Below are 19,301 nucleotides of genomic sequence, written 5' to 3'. Positions count from 1 at the left end.
GGTGTGGCAATGGTGTACGTTGGTGTACTTAGTCGATCTTCACGCCGAAGGCCATCGTGTTCGACTGGCCCGGGGCCAGATTGCCGACAGTCGCCGAAACGCTGCCGACCAGGCCGGCGGCCGGCGCCAGGATCGAACCCAGCAGCGTGTTGGCCGGGGCGCCGGCGTGGTAGGTCGTGTTGGCCGGGATCGTGTCGGTCATGACCATCGAGTTGATGACGGTCACGCCCTTGTTGGTGCCGACGATCTGGTAGCGGATGCAGGCACCCGGCACGGCGCCGGACGTGATCGGTGCATTGCTGAAGGCGGTATCGGCGGTGCCGTCGCAGTTGGCGTCCAGGGCCTGGGTCTTGACCAGCTCAACGAGCGAATCGGCAGCGGCGACCGTGACGGCTTCGTGGATGCGGTCGGCCACGCCGGTGGTGCCCGAGATGGCGCGGAAGTACAGGTCGGTCGTGCCTGGTGCGGTGCCGGCTGGCGGCGTCACTTCGGCGGTCACGCGCACATTGGCGCCGGCGGCAACGGTGGCGTTGGTGACGACCGCGCCATTCGCGTCCTTGAAGACCACGGTCCAGCCCGTTGGCAGGATTTGCGTGCCGAACGTGCCGTCGGTGCTCGCCTGCAGATTGAAGGTGTCGGGGCTGCCGCCGGTGTTGTTCAGGAACAGGACGAACGAGGTCATCGTGCCGGCCGTCGTGGTCTTGGTTTCCACGGCAGCGGCTTCGACGCCAGGGCCTGCACCCGGAGCACCGGCGCCGGCCGAGTTGGCGGTGATGTCGATCACGGCGCCGGCCGAGACGGTGGTGGTGTCGATGCTGGCGGCGGTGACCGCGCCGTTGAAGCCGCTGGTGGCACGGACGGTCAGCACGTTGGTGGTGCCGTTGGCGGCGCCGGCCGGCAGCGCGGCGACAGCCACGAAGCGGAAGGTGGCGCCGGCAGCCAGCGGGCCGGTGCTGGTGATCGGGATGGCGTTGTCGGCCACGCCGTCACCGTTGGCGTCCGCGTAGAACACGACGCCAGTCATGTTCAGCGTGCCGGTATTGGTTTGCGACAGGGCGAAGGTGTCGCTGCCGTTACCGGTGTTGGTCACGCTGTGGGCGTAGGTGACGGAGGTGCCGGCGCCGGCGCTCTTGGCGGTACCGGCGGGCATCGTCAGGCTGGCGACCTGCTGCACGGTCGTGATCACGGTGTTCGACTGGACCGTCTTGGTGCCGGTGGAATCGTTATAGGTGGCGGTGGCCTGGTTGGTGATCTGGGTGCCGGCCGCGGTGGCGGCGTAAGCGCCGTTGGCGGTTGCCAGCAGCGCTGCTGCGGCGACGAGCTTGAGATGGGTTTTCATGGCTGCTTCCTTGTAATGGGACTTGCGTAAGTCAGGATCGAACAGGGTGATCGGGGGTTTATGTTAATAAAAAGACAACTATTTGCACAGTGTTGCAGAGCGACGCCGAAACGTCAGGAAATCAAAGGGTCAGGAGCGCGCGAGCCTGGACGACGGCGGGACGGCGACACGCATGCGCGAGGTCACGGTCGCGGCCTTGCCGGGCGCGAGATCGCCCAGTTCCCAGCGCAAAAAACGGTATTGCTCGGGCGGTACCGGCTCGACGGTGCGGCGACCGTTGCGCATCACTTCACGGGTCAGGGGCAGGGGACTGAACTGCTTGCCATCGAGACTGGCCTGGACCGCTTTCGGGGCGGCGCTGCCGTCGAGGTAGACCATGGCGCCTTCAGGCACCGGCAGCGTTGCTGCGACTGCCTTCGCGGCCGACTTGCCGTTGTTCTGGTAGGTGACCTGGTATTCGATCGTGTCGCCAGGATTGGCTTCAGTTGCAGGGACCAGTTTTTCGCCGCCCTTGTCCTGCGTCACGACCTGGAAGGCTTGCAGGCGCACATCGACCGCCTGGGCATCGGCAGCGAACACCTTCGTTCCGGCCAGCACCGTGGTCCAGAACAGCAGGATCATCAGGGTGCGCATGAGCAGGGGATTGGTTTCAGTCGAACGGAAATGGATGAAAGGGATCATGGTTTCGTTTTTACTGGATTGTTGATGTCATGAATTTTATCGTCTTTACTGAATTTCTCAAGAAAAATATTTCGTTTTGACCGATTTGGTTGCAGGGAGGGAACATATGGAACACGCTCTCAGGACGTCTAATCGTCCAAAAAATGGGGCTTCTCATCTGTGGCAGGGCAGATTGTTGTTGTAGGGCAACGATAAATCAGGCAGAATCAATACTCTGACTTTGCTGGATTTACTGTTTGTGCGAAATGACGGATGATGCAGACATGCACCCGTTGCGTCGTCGCCCGCAGCGCCCTTATTCACCTATCTCACTGAATTTATGGAAACGATCTATCTGGAATCGCCTGACGCGCTGCAAGACCTGCGTGCGATCTACTCGGCGCTCGACGGCGCCCAGGCCATCGTCGAATTCGATTTGAATGGCAACATCCTGCGCGCCAACGACAACTTCCTGAGCGTGACGGGTTACACGGACGCCGAGCTGGCGGGGCGTCATCACTCCATGTTCTGCGAGCGCGAGCTGATCGATTCGCCGGCCTATGCCCGTTTCTGGAAAGACCTGGGCGCCGGCAAGTCGGACCGCGCCGAATACAAGCGCATCGCCAAGGGCGGGCGCGAATTCTGGATCAACGCGTCCTACAATCCGGTCAAGGACAGCTCGGGGCGCGTCGCCAAGATCATCAAGTTCGCCACCGACATCACGGCCGAGAAAGTGCGCGCTGCCGAGACGACCGGCCTGGTGTCGGCGATCGGCCGCGCACAGGCCGTGGTCGAGTTCGACATGAGCGGCGTGCTGCTCGACGCCAATGCGAACTTCCTCGACCTGCTCGACTACGCGCTGGAAGACGTGCGCGGCGAACACCACCGCGTGTTCTGCGACGACGAATATGCGTCGAGCGCGGCCTACCGCCGCTTCTGGGGCAAACTCAACCGCGGCGAATTCGACGCCGGCCGCTACAAGCGCCACGGCAACAACGGCAAGACCGTGTGGATCCAGGCGACCTACAACCCGATCTTCGACGCCAACGGCAAGCCGGTCAAAGTCGTCAAGTTCGCCACCGACATCACCGCCCAGGTAATGCTCGAAGAAGCGGCTGTCCAGCGCGCCGAAGATGAGCGCCGCAAGGTCGGCCTGCTGCTCGAGCAGGTGGCGCGCGCCTCGGCCGGCGACCTGACCGGCACGATCGACACGAGCGGCGCCGAGCCCCTCGACGAACTGGGCCGCGGCGTGATGAAGATGATCGGCGACCTGCGCGGCGTGATCGGCGACGCCGTCTCGGCCGCCGGCAAACTGAATGTCTCGTCGCGCACGATTGCCGAGCGCTCCAACACGGTGGCCGCCAGCGCTCAGGCGCTGGGCGCAACGGTCGAACAGATGAACGCCTCGGTCGATGGCCTGACCGCCTCGATCAACACGATCGCCCGCAGCACGCAGGAAGCCAACAGCCTGGCCCAGTCGACCCGCGACGAAGCCGAGATCGGCGCCAAGGCGATTGCCCGCTCGATCGAAGCGATGGCGATGATTAACCAGTCGTCCGAGGACATTGGCGAGATTGTCAAGGTCATCGGCGAGATCGCCGGGCAGACCAATATGCTCGCCTTCAATGCGGCCATCGAAGCGGCGCGCGCCGGTGAGCACGGCCTGGGCTTCTCGGTCGTGGCCGACGAAGTGCGCAAGCTGGCCGAGCGCTCGTCGCAGGCGACCAAGGAAATCTCGAAGCTGATCAATGAATCGGTGCGCCGCGTGGCGCAGGGCAGCGAAATCTCGCGCCAGGCCAGCGAAGCGTTCGACCGCATCACCAGTGGCGTCGGCAAGACCTCGCTGGCGATCGCCGAGATCTCCGACAGCGCCAGCGAGCAGTCGCTCACGGCCAAGGAAGTCTCGGCCGCGATCCTCTACATCGCCCAGGAAACCGAGCGGTCGGCCGGTTCGTGCGACAGCATCGCCCGTTCGACCGAGGGCCTGAACGAGCACGCGACCCATCTGAACAACACTGTCGCCCGCTTCGTGGTCTGAAGCACGAGGAAACGGCCATGGAACTGCGCGACGACCATTTTTCCGCCCTGATCGCCCTGGTGCGCCAGCACACGGGCATCGCGATGAACGAGCACAAGCGCGTGCTGCTGCAGGGGCGCCTGCTCCCGCGCCTGCGCGCGCTGGGCATCGCCTCGTGGGCCGGCTATATCGAGCGCCTGGCCAGCGACCGCACCGAGGTCACGTCGTTCATCGACTCGGTCACCACCAACGACACGGTGTTCTTCCGCACGCCGGCCGTCTGGGCCTGGCTGTCGGAGACCTTCCTGCCGGCGTTCGCGGCGCAGGGCCGCGCTGCGCCGCTGCGCATCTGGTCGGCCGCTGCCGCCACCGGTGAAGAGGCCTATTCGCTGGCCATGAGCTGCCTCGAATTCCAGGCGCACGCACCCGGCCTGCGTTTCGAGATCCTCGGCACCGACATCTCGCATGCAGCGCTGGCCACGGCGCGCGCCGGCGCCTACCGCGGCCGCAGCGTGGCACGCTTCGAGGCCGATCGTCCGGCCCTGTTTCGCAAGTACCTGGTCGCGCATGGCGATGGCGTGCAAGTCGATCCGGCCGTCGCGCAGCACGTGCGCTTCGACCAGCACAACCTGCTGGGCCGCCCGCCACGGGGCGCCGCGTTCGACCTCGTCATGCTGCGCAATGTGCTGATCTATTTCGACGCCGAGCACCAGCAGCAGGTGCTGGCCGGCGCCCGGGCCGCGATGGGACCAAGCGCCCGCCTGGTCCTGGGCGAACAGGAATCCATCACCCGCCTGCAGACCGCGTTCGCGTTCGAGCAGGCCCATGTTTATCGTATCGGCGGAGAACCATCATGAGTATGCAAAGCCTGAGCCAGATGTCGCATGTCTTGTCCGGCCAGATGCAGATCGGTCACGGTCACCAGGTCCTGACCGCGCTGCTGGGCTCCTGCGTCGGGATCGGCATGATCTGGCGTAACCAGGGCCGCTGCGGCCTGGCGCACTGCTTCCTGCCCGATGGCGTGGAAGCCGGCGAGGGCTCGGCCCGTTACGTGAGTGCGGCCGTGCCGCGCCTGCTGGCAATGATGGGCGTGCGGCGCGAGCAGTACGACGAAGTCGACGTCGTCATCGCCGGCGGCGCACGCATGCTGAACCTGCGCCCGGTCGGCGGTGCGGTCGGCACGCGCAATATCGAAGCGGCCCGCTCGCATTTGTCGCTGCGCGGCCTGCAGGTAAGTTTCCAGGACGTGGGCGGTTCGCAGGGCCGGCGTCTGTCGATCGATTGCGATCAACAGACATTCAGCGTGGTGCGCATCGCGCGCGAACAGGAGGCGCTGGCGGCATGAATATGGACACTGAGACGATGAGCGATGTCGGCGCGGCCGTGACGGCCATCGAACAACAGATGGCCGGGGCTGCGCGCGTGCTGCGCGAAGCCGCCGGCATGGAAGTGATAGGGACGTTCTTCCTGGCCGGCCAGGAGTTCGCACTGCCGGCACTGAACGTGCGCGAAGTGGTGGACATGCCGGCGCGGATCACGCCGATCCCATTGTCGCCATGCTGCCTGGAGGGCATCTTCACGCTGCGGGGCGCGGCGATCCCGCTGCTGAACCTGGCCCGCATTTTTGACCCGGCGGCACCCGGCGTGACGGGCGAGCAGCGCGTGGTGATCATCGATGTCGATGATATCCAGGTCGGCCTCGTGTTCGACGCCACCGGCGAAGTGCTGCGCGTGCGGCCCGAGCAGCGCGCCGGCCTGCACTGGCAACAGGACGCTGCGCGCGGCGTCATCGCCGGCACGATCACGCTGGCCGATGGCGCGCGCGTGCTGCAACTGCTCGACGCCGATGCGCTGGTGCGGATCGACAACGTGCCCCAGGTGCGCGCCCATGCCAGCGTGGCGCGCGACGCCTGGCGCATGCGCTTTTTGCGCCAGGCGCAGGGCCGCAAGTGCATCTCGTTTACCGTCGGCGGCCTGCGTTTCGCGCTGGCGATGGAAGCGATCCAGGAAATCATGCGCGTGCCCGAACTGCTGCCATCGGTGATGGCGGGCCGCCTATGCAAGGGCTGGCTGAACCTGCGCGGCGTGCCGGTCGGCGTGGTCGATTTCGGCGCGCTGCTCGGTTGCGGCCCGTCGCAGTCGGAGCCCCTCGATGCGCGCGTCCTGATCGTGCGCATCGGCGACGAGCAACTGGGCCTGCTGGTCGATGCGGTCGACGACATCCGCCCGTACTTCGACACCGACATCCTGCCCATCCCGCTGCTGGGCACCGCGCGCGGCGCGATGTACCGCGGCTGCCTGCCCAACGGGGAACTGGGCGACAGCCTGTTCCTGGACCATGACCATCTTTTTTCGGAGTCGGAAGTGAGCGACATCTGCGCCGGCCATCGCCGCCTGTATGCACAAGAAGCCGGCGCCGCGTGCGCCGCCCGCAAGATCACCGGCGCGCGCCAGGTGTACCTGGCATTTTCGCTCGATACCGGCTGGGCCGCGGACATCAGCCAGGTGCGCGAAATCGTCGACTTCGACGGCGCCGTCACCCGCCCGCCGGGCATGCCGGCTTGCGTGCACGGCATGCTGCAGGTACGCCAGCAGATGGTGTGCGTGATCGACCTGCGCCTGTTGTACGGCATGGCGCCGCTGGCCGCAGCGCCGGCGGCCGATGCCGCGCGCCGCATCCTGGTGCTCGAGCACGACGGCGAGCGGTTCGGCCTGATCGTCGACCGCGTCGACACCATCCTGTCGCTGCCGGACACCCAGCGCCGCCCATCGCCGCAACTGCTGCGCGTGAACGGCCCGCAAGACATGCGCCAGGACAGCGCAGAGGTGCTCGAAGTGCCCGGCATCGACGGGCGCGAGGACGTGCTCACGCTGTTCGACAAGGAGAAGTTCATCGTCACGCTGCGCGGGCAGTTGGGCGCGGTGCATTGAACTGCGCGCCCTCCAACTGATTCAATGGCCCTGCGGGGCTTTTTTTTTGTGCACGCAAAAGCAACCTCGCAGCTTGCCGTGATGCTCAGCGACGCTTTTGGTCAATCAAGTTGATCAATAACGCATTGTGGCGCTGTGGAGCAAACGCAAAACAGCACATTGACGTTGGTCAACTTTGATCTGGCGGCATCAGCGTAGTGTAACGGCTGAACTTTTTCTGTCGCGTTCGCTGCAGGGAGTTCCATTCCTCCTACCCCAGGATCACACATGGCTATCGATCGCCGCGCGTTTCAAGACCTCTTGCACGATCAGCAGCACAATCGAATCCTGCGCCTTTCGTTTCCGAACGACGATGCACCGCGCGCCCAATTCCTGGTGAACCGGATCGATGCAGAGGAATACCTGTCGCGGGATTTCGTTTTCACGGTCGAGTTGCTGGCCGATGATCCCAATATCGCGCTCAAGGATATGTTGGCAAAATTGCTGAATATCGAACTCGTGCGCCAGGATGGCAGCCTGCGCTATTTTTCTGGCTACGTGTTCAGCTTCCGTCGTTGCCGATGCGATGGTGGCGTCACTTTCTATGAAGCCATCCTTGGCCCGTGGCTGAAATTCCTGGCATTGCGCAATGACAGTTATCTGTTTCATGGCATGCGCTTGCGAGCGCAGGCCGATGACATCTTTCGCGACTATGGCGTGTTGTCGCGCTGGGAATGGCGCGTGACGGCGCAGGATCCGGTGATGCACGATGCCTGCCAGTTCAACGAAAGCGACTTCAATTACCTGAGCCGGCGCTGGGAAGACGCTGGGTGGTACTACTGGTATGAGCACGACGCTGCTGGTCACACGCTGATCATTGGCTGCAATTCCACATTGGCGTCGCCGATCGACGGTGGTGCCGACGTGCGCTTTCACGGAGAAGGTAATGCACTGGAAGAAGATGCCATCGATTACTGGTCGCAGGTAAGGCATGTTGCGGTATCAAGCGTCGCGCTGAACAGTTTTAATTTCAAAAATGCGAGACCGCGCAGCGTCACGACGCCAACGGTGAGCAAGCAGGGCCTGGTGCCATTGATCGAATCCTATGGATATGCTGGCGCCTACGGTTTCAAGGACTGGAATCACGGGAATGCGCTCAGCCTCGTTCGCATGGAAGAAGTAGAAGCCATCGCCAAGCATATCGATGCCAGGGGCAACAATCGCTTCCTGATGCCGGGTCGCTGGTTCCGTCTGCTGTGCCATTTTAATTACGGTATAACGCGCGAGGCGAGCAGGCCCGGGAAGGACGAGTTTCTGATTATTTCGGTACGCCATACTGCGACGAACAACTATCTGCAAACGGTGGGAGAAAAGGTCTCCTATCGTAACTGGGCGACATGCTCCGCCAGATCCGTCCCCTGGCGACCGGGGCGGCATTTCAACAGCACGGAGACACGGATTCTCGCGCCGCAGACGGCGATCGTCGTGGGTGACCCTGGCCAGGACAGTATCTGCACCGATGAATACGGCAGGGTACGCGTGCAATTTCATTGGGATCGCAAGGGCAGCAACGATGACCGTAGTTCCGCCTGGATCCGTGTGTCAAGCGCCTGGGCGGGCGCAGAGTTTGGCGCTGCAGCGATTCCCAGGGTGGGTACGGAAGTCGTCGTCCAGTGGCTGGACGGTTGTCCGGACCGCCTGATCATCACCGGGGCGGTCTTTAACGGCAGTAACATGCTGCCGTGGGATGTGCCCGGGCAGCGCGCGTTGACGGGCCTGCGCAGCCGTGAGCTGGGATCCGGGGTCAGTTCTGCGAACGGGCGCGGCAATCACCTGATCCTTGACGACACGAGCGGAGAGATCCAGGCGCAGCTCAGAAGCGATCATCAGCATAGCCAGCTTTCACTGGGCCTCATCACGCGCATCGAAGACCATCGTGGGCGCAGGGACAGGCGTGGAGAAGGGTGGGAACTGCGTACCGACGGGCACGGTGTGGCGCGCGCGGCCAAGGGTCTGTTGATCACGACCGAGGTGCGGCAGGCTGCCTGCGGGACTGTCAAGGAAATGGGTGGAACGGTAAGGCAGCTGGATGCCGCACAGGCATTGCACGACGCGCAGGCGACGTCCGCATTGAAGGGATTTGCGCAGGACAATGGACAGCAGCACAGCGTCGCCGATGTGCTCAAAGCGCAAAACGATGCGATACGGGGCGCAGGCGAACAGTTCCCGGAGCTTGCTGAGCCACATCTTGTTTTGTCCAGCCCGGCCGGAATCGAATTGGCCTCGACCAGGTCGGCCCATATTGCCAGCGGCGAGCACATCGCGCTGACGGCCGGCCACAACCTGTCGATCGCAGCTGGTGACAGCCTCTACGCGAGCATAAGGCAGACACTGCGTTTGTTCGTGCATAAAGCGGGCATGAAGTTCATTGCCGCCGCCGGAAAGATCACCGTGCAGGCGCATGACGACGACATTCAGGTGATCGCCGACAAGGTGCTGGCGCTGATCAGCCAATCCGACTGGGTCGATATCCGGGGAAGGAAGGGGGTACGGCTGCACGGCCCCGGCGCCATGGTTGAAATCACCGACCGCATGCAGGTATTCGCGCCGAAGCCGACGCTCTTTCACGGCAACCTGGAAACGCTCGCGCCCCAGAACCGGCCGCAGCCATCGCAGGAGCACAAGATCACCATCGACGAGGCGGCCACGCCCGAAGATCCGAAACAGCTCGTGTTGACGCTGCAAACGCATCGTGACAGCGGCCGCCCAATCGCCAACATGCCGTACAAGCTGTTCAAGAACGGCAGCCGGTTCGACGAAGGCATCACCGATGACCTCGGTCGTATCGCCATCAAGCATACAAAAGGAACGCAGGCTTACTCGGTCGAGCTGGCCAATGGTGATCGCTACGATCTGGCAGCCTCGGAGAAGTTCGATTCGACGAACCACGCTTTGTACACCGAACAGTCCTTGTCGAGTCAGGGCGCACGCGCGCTTGATGGTTCGGCAGATGGCCGCACCCCAACCTGACTTTTCATGAACAGAACAGGAAACGACATGAGCGCCGAAACTTATCTGCGAACCGAGCAGGTGCACATCAACGAAGTCAGCTGCCATGCGAATTCGACCGTTCAGTGGTTCGCGGAAGTCAGGAACAAGAAGGGAAGCGCCACCCATCCGATCACCCACAACAATCGGCTAAGGCTCCTGGTCTGCGGCAAGGAGGGTTTCGCCGCCATCGCCAAAGACATCGCCGAGGCCAAGGAAAGCATCGATCTGGTGTGCTGGGGCTTCGATCCCGGAATGGAGCTGAACCGAAATGGGTACATCTGGCCACGGGCCGACACCTATGGCGATCTGTTGATCGCGGCCGGACGGCGGGGCGTAAGTGTTCGCTTGTTGATCTGGTATAGCTGGGTCGGCGGAAAAAAACAGAAACACATGCCGGGCCATACCCATGGCACTTCACCCTGGCATACGCAGAAAAGCGATCTGGTCGGCCAACAACTGCATGCCAAGGCCAGTCTTGAAATGATTCGTGAGCATGCGCGTGAGCATCGCCATCAAAAAAAATGGAATATTTCGGGCGACGAGTTGGGCGCCATGGCGAAGGAGGAGTACTGCTGCAGCTGGTATCGCGCGGCATTCAAGAATCTGCTCACCGGCATCAGCATTCGCCTGCGCGATGGGGACTGCAACAGCAACGAAAAATCGCTCGGCCATGAGCGGGGGCGACCCGATTTCAGCGAGAGTTATTTGCTGGAGCATCATGGAACCCACCATCAGAAGCCGGTACTGATCGATTTCAACTACAAGCAGGGCGAAAAGGCCGTCGGTTATGTCATGGGACTCAATTCCATGACCGGCTATTGGGATACCGAGGAGCATTGCGTCGACAATTTATTGCGCGAGGAGGGCCAGGCCAGTACGCTGAAAGAGAAAACGCAGGGCGTGGGCGGCCAACACGATTTTGAAACCCTCAAGCCATTGCGCGATTATGCCTGCCGGATCGAGGGTGGCAGGGCGCTCATACCATTGCACGAGAATTTTGAGCGGGCGTGGGCGCGTGCCGGTAACGGAGACAATCCTCACGCCAAGACAGCGTCCTACGTATGCAGTACACCGCCCTCGGCCCTGCTGCGTAAGGCGACCGGCGGCGACTCGACGGTGCAGATTGTCCGCACCCAGCCCGAGGAAGACGATTTCACGATCAAGGAGATTTACTTCAATGCGACCCGCGTCGCGGCTGGCGGGGGCGGCTATCTTTATCTGGAAAACCAGTATTTCCAGTATCAGGAATGGGCCGAGCATTTGCTCGCAATCCGCAAAGAGGTGCTCGCCGGGTGGAATCGTAACTGCGCCAAGATCGGCAAGGGCAGTGAAGATGTGCCCGTGATGCACGTGTTTGTCGTCATCCCGGCGCCGGAGTCGGCAGGGATGATCCCGCGTACCTACGAGACGTTGGCGCCGCTGGGGCAACAGGGCGGCTTGACGCAACAGGTCGACATGATCGACAAGACCAATGAACAAGCCAGGCTTGATCGAACGATGCCGAAGCCTTTTTTCGGGGATGCCGTAGACAGGCGGGCGAGTGCGCCAAGGCCATTGCCGGAAGTCGTCGTGGCTGCTAACAGGATCGACAAGCCGTCCGCCCTCATTCTCGAAGACAAATTCGGTCTGAGGGTCTGCGTAGCCGTGCTCAACGCCTGCGAATTCAACCAGGCACGGCGCGCATGGCGTTACCGCGAAATCTATATTCATTCCAAGTTGCTGCTGGTCGATGACTCCTTTTTCACGCTAGGCAGTGCGAATTTGAATCAGCGCAGCATGGCGGTCGACAGCGAGATTAACCTCGCCACGAATGATCAGCGCCATGCAACCGCGTTGCGAAAGCGGATCTGGTCGACGCTGGCGACTGAAGAAAATAACGGCGGTAACGCGACACCGAAAGAGATTGAAAAGACCTTCAGTGACTGGGTAAAGCTGATGAAAGTCAACAAAGACAGGCAGAAGGCGCGATCAAACAAGCCAGTTGACAAGCAGATGGAAGGGTTCATCGTCCCGCTCGATGATGGGCGATGCTCAATCGTGCGAGTCGCCTGATCATGTGGGCGCGTTCCATCGATCTTCCTCGTGGTCGCCGCAATGCGGCGACCGTGATCATCGTTCTTACTTTCATGACGGGCTGCCATATGGACAAAGCCAAGGTTCCGCCACACATGCAACCGTTGCCGCCGTTCGATCCGCATATCGCATCGTTCGAGTGCCAGACCGAAGCGAGCAAGGTGCCGCCGATCGACGCCCAGGCCGACGACTGGTTCCTTGAGGCACGCGCGCTGGAGGATCGTACGACCTTCATCGACGACCGCGACTACAAGAAAATTGTTCAGCTGACGCGCCAGGCGGCCGAGCGGCATCACTGGAAGGCGATGCTAAACCTGGCCAGCCTGTATGTGGAAGGCCTGGATCCGCCAAATGGCGAGGATGCGGCGATGAGGCTGGTGTCGCAGGCCGTGGAACTGGGCATTCCGGCTGCTTATGACCGGATGGGCACTTATTATCTGAATGGAACGGGTGTGTTCGGAAATACGGACCGTGCTTACGCTTTTTTCCAGAAGGCGGCGCAGATGGGCAACCCGCAGGCGATGGTCTTCCTCGGTGAAAAGATCGATGCGGGAGCCGATGGCCTTGTACCTGGTTATTGGGGCAATATCCCGATTGCGATCAAGATGTTCGAATGCGCGCTGGCTCAGGGATATGGCCCAGGAGCGATAGAGATGCAACCCATGTATATTGTTCCTCGGGCCCTGGACGGCACACAAGTGGGTGAGCGATCCCGAGCAACCTTCGACCGCGTAATGCGGGCGATGCACGAGGGCGTGAAGGGCGGCTGCGAGTTTTGTTCGGACAACATTGGCAGCGAGTTCGACCGTCCGAGCAATCTGGCAACCATGTTCGTGCCCTTCATCGACAAGGCGCGAGGTGAGCGTTACGAGATGCTGGGGAAAGCGCTCCGTTTCAATCCCGACCGCCGCTTCCCGAACCTGGACAAGATCGTGCCCCTGCCGCCGGCCGTGCTTCCGCCCTGGGACGGCACGCGCGAGAGCCTGCTCGCTGCCGCTATGCCCGTCGTGCCTGCCCCGGTAATCCCGTCACCGACAGAAGCCTCGCTGAGGAAAGGTCGGTACTCCCTCGACAGCGCCTACACGTTCCGGCCACTCGCCGAAACCACCGATGCCGTCCAGGCCCCCGTCGCTGGCTACTGGCAACCGAAGGCGCCGCAGGAAGCGGGCGAGGTGCGCGCTTTCCTGGCCACGATTCCTCCGGGGCTGTACGGCAAAGCAGAGGCGTTCGAGCAGCCGCGCTACACGAACGGCACCGGATCCAGGGCGATCACCGGTCTGCTCTGGCAGCGGGTACTGACGATGCACAACGACGGCGGCGCGGTCGCGCCACGCACCGCGCTCAGGCTGTCGCGGCAAGTCCCACGGCTGGATCCGCCAGTAGGCTGCGCAGGTGACAAGGCATGCGCGCGCACGGGCACCTGGCAGCCATGGCTCGCGCCCGGGCATCCGCTGGAATACGAAGTCAATCAGGCGTGGCGCCAGCGCTGGCTGACGGCAGGGCAGTCATTTCCCGATCCGAAGCGCGACTGGATGCTGCCGCTTGATGCGAGCGAACTTGCCTGGCATCTGATCGAAGCCGAACAGGTCGATCAAGGGCATACGAAGGAGGACAAATGAAACACGCAGGCCGCAGTGTCATTCGTCTCAACGACAAGACCGATCACGGCGGCCAGGTCATTCTGGTGTCTTCCGGCACCGTTGTCATGGGAACCGAAGCGGCCCTTGCAGGCGATACCACCTTTTGCCCGAAATGCAAGGGCCGGTTTGCGATCATCCCGGACGGTGAAGGTGCCCGGCATATGGGGCGGGCCTACGCCTACGACAACGACCTTACGGCCTGCGGTGCAAAGCTGATTGCATCGCTTTGACCCGCGGCCGTTTCAAGCTACGCCAGCCGCACCAGCAACGCCTCAAGCTGCTGCGCATCATACGGCTTGGACAGAATCGCATCGGCGACGCTGGACGCCTGACTGGCCCCGCTGGCAAACGCGATGCGCGTCTGCGGCAGGCGCGCCTTGACCCTCAGGGCCAGTTCATCGCCTTGCATCTTCGGCAGGTGCAGGTCGGTCAGCACGATGTCGGGCGCGCGGTCCAGCAAGTCCAGCGCGGCTTCGGCATCGGCCGCTTCCAGCACCTCGTACCCCAGAAAGCGCATCAGTTCAGCCGTGTTCTCGCGGATGGCGTCGTCGTCTTCCACCAGCAGCACGCGCGCCTTCGAGGTTGTCGGCGCTGACGTCGCCGGGGGCAAGCTTGCCGCCAGCAGCGCATTCTTCTGCTGCTGGTTCGACAGCACGTGCCGCACCTTGCGCGCCAGGTTGTCGCGCGTGTACGGCTTGCCGAGCAGTTCGACGCCGGCGTCGAGCCGGCCGCCGTGCACGATCGCGTTCTCGGTATAGCCCGACGTGAACAGCACCGCCACATTCGGCAAGCGCTCGCGCGTCTTTTTGGCCAGCTCGGGGCTGCGCAGCGGCCCGGGCATCACGACGTCGGTAAACAGCAGGTCGATGTGGATGCCGCTGTCGACCACCGTCAGCGCTGCGCTGGCGTCGTTGGCGCGCAGCACGCGATAACCCAGGTCGGTCAGCATGTCGACCACCGTCAGGCGCACCTGCTCGTCGTCCTCGACCACCAGCACGGTCTCGTGGCCGCCCGTGACGGGTTGCAGCAGCGGCTCGCCCGCATGATCCTCGACCTGCAGGGAGCGGGGCAGGTAGATCTTGATCGTGGTGCCTTCATCGACCTCGCTGTAGATCTTGACGTGGCCGCCCGACTGCTTGACGAGCCCATACACCATCGACAGGCCCAGGCCCGTGCCTTTGCCTTCGGGCTTGGTCGAGAAGAACGGCTCGAAGGCCTGGTCGATCACGTCCTGCGGCATGCCGCTGCCGGTGTCGCTCACGGCCAGCATCACGTACTGGCCGGGCGTGACCTCCGGGTGTGCCAGGCAATAGGTGGCGTCCAGCGCCGCGTTGGCGACTTCGAGCGTCAGGCGCCCGGCGCCCTCCATCGCATCGCGCGCGTTGATCGCCAGGTTCAGGATCGCGTTCTCGAGCTGCGCCGGGTCGACCTCGGTGGTCCACAGGCCGCCCGAGATCACCATCTCGATGTCGATCTCTTCGCCCAGCGCGCGCCGCATCATGTCGTCCATATTGCCCAGCAGGCGCCCGATCTTGACCGCCTTGGGTTCGAGCGGCTGGCGTCGCGCGAACGACAGCAGTGAGCTGGCCAGCTTGGCGCCCCGTTCGACGCCGCTCATGGCGTTCTGGACGCGCTTCTGGATCTCGGGCAGACCGTCGGCGCGGCGTGCGATGAGTTGCAGGTTGCCGCCGATGACCTGCAGCAGGTTGTTGAAGTCGTGCGCGACGCCGCCGGTGAGCTTGCCGATCGTTTCCATCTTCTGCGACTGCTGCAGCGCCGCCTCGGTGCGGCGCATGACGTCCATCTGCGCCAGGTCGGCACTGATGTCGCGGCCCACGGCGTGCACGTACTGCAGGTCGGGCGACGCGGTCCACGACAGGTTGCACCACGAGCCATTCTTGCGCTGCCAGCGGTTCTCGAAGCGGTACACCTGACCACCGGCGCGCAGCGCCTCCATCTGCTGCGCCGTCACGGCGCGGTCGTCGGGATGCACGAGTGCCAGCATCGGCGTGCCCAGCACCTCGGCTTCGGTCCAGCCGAGGATGGCCGTAAAGGCCGGATTGACGGCGAACAGCGTGGCGTGCAGGTCGGCCACCAGCATGATGTCCTTCGACAGGCGCCACATGCGGTCACGTTCGGCGGTGCGGCGTTCGACCCGTTCTTCCAGGCTGGCATTGGACAAGGCCAGTGCGTCGGATGCGCGCTTCTGGTCTTCGATGTCGATGCTGCTGCCGATCCAGAGCGATGCTTCGCCAGCCTCGCCCGGGGAGCGGTGGGCACGCACCAGATGCCAGCGGTACTGGCCATCGTGGCGGCGCAGGCGGATTTCGGCGTCGATCGGCGCGCCCGTCGCCACGCTGGCCTGCCACACGGCGCGGTAGCGTTCCATGTCGTCCGGATGCACGATCGCCTTCCAGCCCAGACCCAGCGCATCGTCGGGCGACGTGCTGCAGCCGGCGTACTCGCGCACGCGGTCGTTGATCCATTCGACGCTGCCGTCATCGTGCGCCGCCCACACGTGGTTCGGCATCGCTTGAGCAAAGGTGCGAAAGCGCGTTTCGCTCGCGCGCAGCGCGCGCTCGGCGTGCACCCGTTCGGTGACGTCGTTGCCGAGCACGAAGGTGGCGAACACGGCGCCATCGGCGTCGCGCAGCGGCTGGAGCACGACGTCGATGAAGGTGCTGGTCGGGCCGTCCTGGCCGGGATTGTTCAGCACCAGTTCGACGCCTTCGGCGCGAAACGCCGTGCCATCGGCGAAACTGCGGTCGAGCTGCTCGACCAGGCCATGCGAGGCCAGTTCGGGCAAGGCCTGCGCCACCGGCATGCCGAGCAGGGCGCGCCTGCCGGTCAGCGTGCGGTAGGCGTCGTTGGTGAGCGCGTAATGGTGTTCGGGGCCGTCCAGCAGGCACATGAAGCCCGGCGCCTGCTCGAACATCGTGTGCAGGCGCGCGCGCTCGGCCTGGATGTGGCGTTCGGCCTTGACCTTGCTGGAGGTCTCGACCACGACCGCCATGACGCCGGCAATCACGCCATCCTGATCGCGGATCGGCGAATAGTCGAGGTTCATCCAGACCTGCTCGGGCGCGCCGCTGCGGTGCAGCGTGAGTTCCTGGTCCTGGTAGCTGAGCGTGCCGCCCGCCAGGCCGACGCGCATCACGTTGTCGTTGAATTCGGCCACTTCGGGCCAGCCTTCGCGCACTTTCGAACCCAGTAGCATTGGGTGGCGCCCGCCTGCGATCACCCCGTAAGCCTCGTTGTAGATCATGTAGCCGTCCGGGCCCCATAGTGTGGCAATCGGCGTCGGCGTGGCCATGATCAGTGCGACGGTTGTCTTGAGCACGCTTGGCCAGGCGTCGATCGGGCCGAGATCGGTGGCGTGCCACGGATAGGTCAGGATCAGGCGCGAAGTTTCGTCGTTTTCGGGCAGGAAGGGCAGGCTGACGGGCATCGTGGGTAGAATGCTAAAAAAAGACACTGGTATTTTACACTTGTACTGCCGAGCAGTACCGCGCCTTTACTTTCAGGAAATATTTCAGGAGCTGCGTCATGTGCGTGAATTACCATCCCCCGACGCCCGAGATGTTCAACGGCCGCATTGGCGCGTTCAGCCAGTTGCCGCGCGACTGGCAGTGGCCCGAAGAAACGTGGAAGGATTACGATGCGCCGATCCTGTGCGCTGCGCCCGGGCTGGCGCCGCAGGCCCGTGTGGCGAGTTATGGCATGGTCCCGCGCCGCCACATCCCGCCCGACGTGAAACCGTTCGATACGATGAACGCGCGCGCCGAATCGCTGGTCGCGCGCCGTTCGTTCGCGTCGGCCTGGCGCCGCCTGCAACTGTGCGCGGTGCCGATGCTGTGGTTTTACGAGCCGTGCTACGAGAGCGGCCGCGCCGAACGCACGGCGATCGGCATCCGCGACAAATCGCTGTTCTGGGTGGCGGGGCTGTGGCGCGAATGGCAGGAAGCCGACGGCAGCATGACCAGTGCCTTCACCCAGATCACGATCAACGCCGACACGCACCCCTTGATGCGCCGCATGCACCGGCCGGGCGACGAAAAGCGCTCGCTGGTGCTGCTGGGCGACGACGAGGTGCGCGACTGGCTGGGTAGCCGCGACCTCGACGTGGCGCACAGCTTCCTGCGACATTTCCCGGCCGAGGCGATGACGGCGTGGCCGGCGCCGCTGGCGCCCAGGCGCGCAGCGCCGACCGCGGCGCCGGTGCCTGTCAATGGTGAGCTGTTCTGATCAACGCAGCAGGCAAGGGCGCTTGTTGTCGAACTTCCAGTCGCGGATCAGGTACTGCATCGCCACCGCATCGTCACGTGCGCCCAGGCCGAGATTCTTGTAGGCCTGGTGCGCTGCTTCGAGCTTGTCGGCATCCAGTTCGATACCCAGGCCCGGGCGCGCCGGCACCTGCACCATGCCGCCTTCGATGCGCAGCGGCTCCCTGGTCAGGTGCTGGCCATCCTGCCAGATCCAGTGAGTGTCGATGGCCGTGACGCGCCCCGGCGCGGCGGCGCCCACGTGCGTGAACATCGCCAGTGAGATGTCGAAATGGTTGTTCGAGTGCGAGCCCCAGGTCAGGCCGAACATCTCGCACAACTGGGCCACCCGCACCGAGCCCTGCATGGTCCAGAAGTGCGGGTCGGCCAGCGGGATGTCGACCGACTGCAGCTGGATCGCATGGGCCATCTGGCGCCAGTCGGTCGCGATCATGTTGGTGGCCGTGCGCAGGCCCGTGGCGCGGCGGAACTCGGCCATCACTTCCCGGCCCGAGTACCCGTTCTCGGCGCCGCACGGGTCTTCGGCATAGGCCAGGATGTCGTGCTTGTCGCGGCACACGCGGATGGCGTCGGCCAGCAGCCAGCCGCCATTCGGGTCGAGCGTCACACGCGCCTGCGGGAAGCGCTCGTGCAGGGCGACGATCGCCTCCATCTCTTCGTCGGCCCCCAGCACGCCGCCCTTGAGCTTGAAGTCATTGAAGCCGTAGCGCTCACGCGCCGCTTCGGCCAGGCGCACGATCGCTTCCGGCGTGAGCGCCTGCTCGTTGCGCAGGCGCAGCCAGGGATCGACCGCATCGGCTTCGCTGCGGTAGCCCAGCGGCGTCTTGCCGCTGTCGCCCACGTAGAACAGGTAGCCCAGCATCTCCACCGCCGTGCGCTGCTGGCCTTCACCCAAGAGCGCCGCCACCGGCACACCCATGAACTGGCCGAGCAGGTCGAGCATTGCCGATTCGACGGCCGTGACGGCGTGAATGGTCGTGCGCAGGTCGAACGTCTGCAGGCCGCGGCCGCCAAGGTCGCGGTCGGCGAACGCGCTGCGCATCGCATTCAGCACCTTGTTGTAGTCGCCCAGCGTGGCGCCGATGACGAACGGGCTGGCATCCTCGATGGTCTGGCGGATCTTTTCGCCGCCGGGCACTTCGCCCAGGCCGGTATTGCCGGCGCTGTCGGTCAGGATCACGATATTGCGGGTGAACCAGGGGCCGTGCGCGCCGCTCAGGTTCAGGAGCATGCTGTCCTGGCCCGCGACGGGGACGACGCGCAGGCTGGTGATGACGGGGGCGTTTGCCGAAGTAGGGGACATGATGGGCTGCTTGAAAATGAATGTT

At 63.7% G+C, this 19,301-nt stretch carries 13 protein-coding genes; 9 read left to right on the top strand and 4 right to left on the bottom strand.

Going from position 1 to position 19,301, the window contains the following annotated elements; genetic code table 11:
• Positions 1-28: 28 nt before the first annotated feature.
• Positions 29-1,339 (bottom strand): NEW3 domain-containing protein, encoded by a 1,311-nt coding sequence (locus tag AC56LV_RS08180; RefSeq protein ID WP_499556887.1) that lies wholly within the window; start codon positions 1,337-1,339, stop codon positions 29-31.
• A 129-nt stretch (positions 1,340-1,468) separates the two neighbouring features.
• A complete protein-coding gene (locus AC56LV_RS08175; RefSeq protein ID WP_499556886.1) occupies positions 1,469-2,020 on the bottom strand; it encodes a hypothetical protein in 552 nt (183 codons plus the stop codon).
• 319 nt (positions 2,021-2,339) lie between these two features.
• Between AC56LV_RS08175 and AC56LV_RS08170 the strand changes: the two genes are divergently transcribed.
• From AC56LV_RS08170 to AC56LV_RS08135, 8 genes are all read left to right on the top strand, one after another.
• Positions 2,340-4,037 carry a methyl-accepting chemotaxis protein gene (locus AC56LV_RS08170; protein WP_499556885.1) on the top strand — a complete coding sequence of 566 codons (1,698 nt, stop codon included), beginning with the start codon at positions 2,340-2,342 and terminating at the stop codon, positions 4,035-4,037.
• Positions 4,038-4,054: 17 nt separating this feature from the next.
• Positions 4,055-4,873, top strand: a complete 819-nt coding sequence (locus tag AC56LV_RS08165; RefSeq protein WP_499556884.1) for a CheR family methyltransferase — start codon at positions 4,055-4,057, stop codon at positions 4,871-4,873.
• On the top strand, positions 4,870-5,361 hold the full coding sequence (locus AC56LV_RS08160) for a chemotaxis protein CheD (protein ID WP_258834665.1): 492 nt from the start codon (positions 4,870-4,872) through the stop codon (positions 5,359-5,361). The genes AC56LV_RS08165 and AC56LV_RS08160 overlap by 4 nt, the downstream gene beginning before the upstream one ends.
• Positions 5,358-6,947: a chemotaxis protein CheW gene (locus AC56LV_RS08155; protein ID WP_499556883.1), complete on the top strand. Its 1,590-nt coding sequence runs from the start codon at positions 5,358-5,360 to the stop codon at positions 6,945-6,947. The genes AC56LV_RS08160 and AC56LV_RS08155 overlap by 4 nt, the downstream gene beginning before the upstream one ends.
• A 267-nt stretch (positions 6,948-7,214) precedes the next feature.
• Positions 7,215-9,956, top strand: a complete 2,742-nt coding sequence (locus AC56LV_RS08150; protein WP_499556882.1) for a type VI secretion system Vgr family protein — start codon at positions 7,215-7,217, stop codon at positions 9,954-9,956.
• Positions 9,957-9,983: 27 nt separating this feature from the next.
• Positions 9,984-12,029, top strand: a complete 2,046-nt coding sequence (locus tag AC56LV_RS08145; RefSeq protein WP_499556881.1) for a phospholipase D-like domain-containing protein — start codon at positions 9,984-9,986, stop codon at positions 12,027-12,029.
• Positions 12,005-13,669 (top strand): tetratricopeptide repeat protein, encoded by a 1,665-nt coding sequence (locus tag AC56LV_RS08140; protein WP_499556880.1) that lies wholly within the window; start codon positions 12,005-12,007, stop codon positions 13,667-13,669. Before AC56LV_RS08145 ends, AC56LV_RS08140 begins: the two co-directional genes overlap by 25 nt.
• Positions 13,666-13,920, top strand: a complete 255-nt coding sequence (locus AC56LV_RS08135) for a PAAR domain-containing protein (RefSeq protein WP_499556879.1) — start codon at positions 13,666-13,668, stop codon at positions 13,918-13,920. The genes AC56LV_RS08140 and AC56LV_RS08135 overlap by 4 nt, the downstream gene beginning before the upstream one ends.
• 17 nt (positions 13,921-13,937) lie before the next feature.
• Here the strand turns inward: AC56LV_RS08135 and AC56LV_RS08130 are convergent, their stop codons facing one another.
• A complete protein-coding gene (locus AC56LV_RS08130) occupies positions 13,938-17,138 on the bottom strand; it encodes a hybrid sensor histidine kinase/response regulator (RefSeq protein ID WP_499556878.1) in 3,201 nt (1,066 codons plus the stop codon).
• A gap of 98 nt (positions 17,139-17,236) precedes the next feature.
• Here AC56LV_RS08130 and AC56LV_RS08125 point away from each other — a divergent pair, with 98 nt between their 5' ends.
• Entirely contained in the window at positions 17,237-17,935 is a 699-nt protein-coding gene (locus tag AC56LV_RS08125; RefSeq protein WP_499556877.1) for an SOS response-associated peptidase family protein, read from the top strand.
• Here the strand turns inward: AC56LV_RS08125 and gudD are convergent, their stop codons facing one another.
• Entirely contained in the window at positions 17,936-19,276 is a 1,341-nt protein-coding gene (gene gudD, locus AC56LV_RS08120; protein ID WP_499556876.1) for a glucarate dehydratase, read from the bottom strand. It lies immediately after the preceding gene.
• Positions 19,277-19,301 lie beyond the last annotated feature (25 nt).

Source organism: Telluria sp. RB2R28 (genome assembly GCF_059685835.1).
Note: the sequence above shows the minus strand (reverse complement) of the source record. Positions and strands in the feature narration are given on the sequence as shown.

What these genes read in the sequence shown, in the direction of transcription:
- AC56LV_RS08130 (WP_499556878.1), bottom strand. Translation starts at nt 17,138, where the DNA reads ATGCCCGTCAGCCTGCCCTTCCTGCCCGAAAACGACGAAACTTCGCGC.
- gudD (WP_499556876.1), bottom strand. Translation starts at nt 19,276, where the DNA reads ATGTCCCCTACTTCGGCAAACGCCCCCGTCATCACCAGCCTGCGCGTC.
- AC56LV_RS08140 (WP_499556880.1), top strand. Translation starts at nt 12,005, where the DNA reads ATGCTCAATCGTGCGAGTCGCCTGATCATGTGGGCGCGTTCCATCGAT.
- AC56LV_RS08175 (WP_499556886.1), bottom strand. Translation starts at nt 2,020, where the DNA reads ATGATCCCTTTCATCCATTTCCGTTCGACTGAAACCAATCCCCTGCTC.
- AC56LV_RS08150 (WP_499556882.1), top strand. Translation starts at nt 7,215, where the DNA reads ATGGCTATCGATCGCCGCGCGTTTCAAGACCTCTTGCACGATCAGCAG.
- AC56LV_RS08155 (WP_499556883.1), top strand. Translation starts at nt 5,358, where the DNA reads ATGAATATGGACACTGAGACGATGAGCGATGTCGGCGCGGCCGTGACG.
- AC56LV_RS08180 (WP_499556887.1), bottom strand. Translation starts at nt 1,339, where the DNA reads ATGAAAACCCATCTCAAGCTCGTCGCCGCAGCAGCGCTGCTGGCAACC.
- AC56LV_RS08145 (WP_499556881.1), top strand. Translation starts at nt 9,984, where the DNA reads ATGAGCGCCGAAACTTATCTGCGAACCGAGCAGGTGCACATCAACGAA.
- AC56LV_RS08135 (WP_499556879.1), top strand. Translation starts at nt 13,666, where the DNA reads ATGAAACACGCAGGCCGCAGTGTCATTCGTCTCAACGACAAGACCGAT.
- AC56LV_RS08170 (WP_499556885.1), top strand. Translation starts at nt 2,340, where the DNA reads ATGGAAACGATCTATCTGGAATCGCCTGACGCGCTGCAAGACCTGCGT.
- AC56LV_RS08165 (WP_499556884.1), top strand. Translation starts at nt 4,055, where the DNA reads ATGGAACTGCGCGACGACCATTTTTCCGCCCTGATCGCCCTGGTGCGC.
- AC56LV_RS08125 (WP_499556877.1), top strand. Translation starts at nt 17,237, where the DNA reads ATGTGCGTGAATTACCATCCCCCGACGCCCGAGATGTTCAACGGCCGC.
- AC56LV_RS08160 (WP_258834665.1), top strand. Translation starts at nt 4,870, where the DNA reads ATGAGTATGCAAAGCCTGAGCCAGATGTCGCATGTCTTGTCCGGCCAG.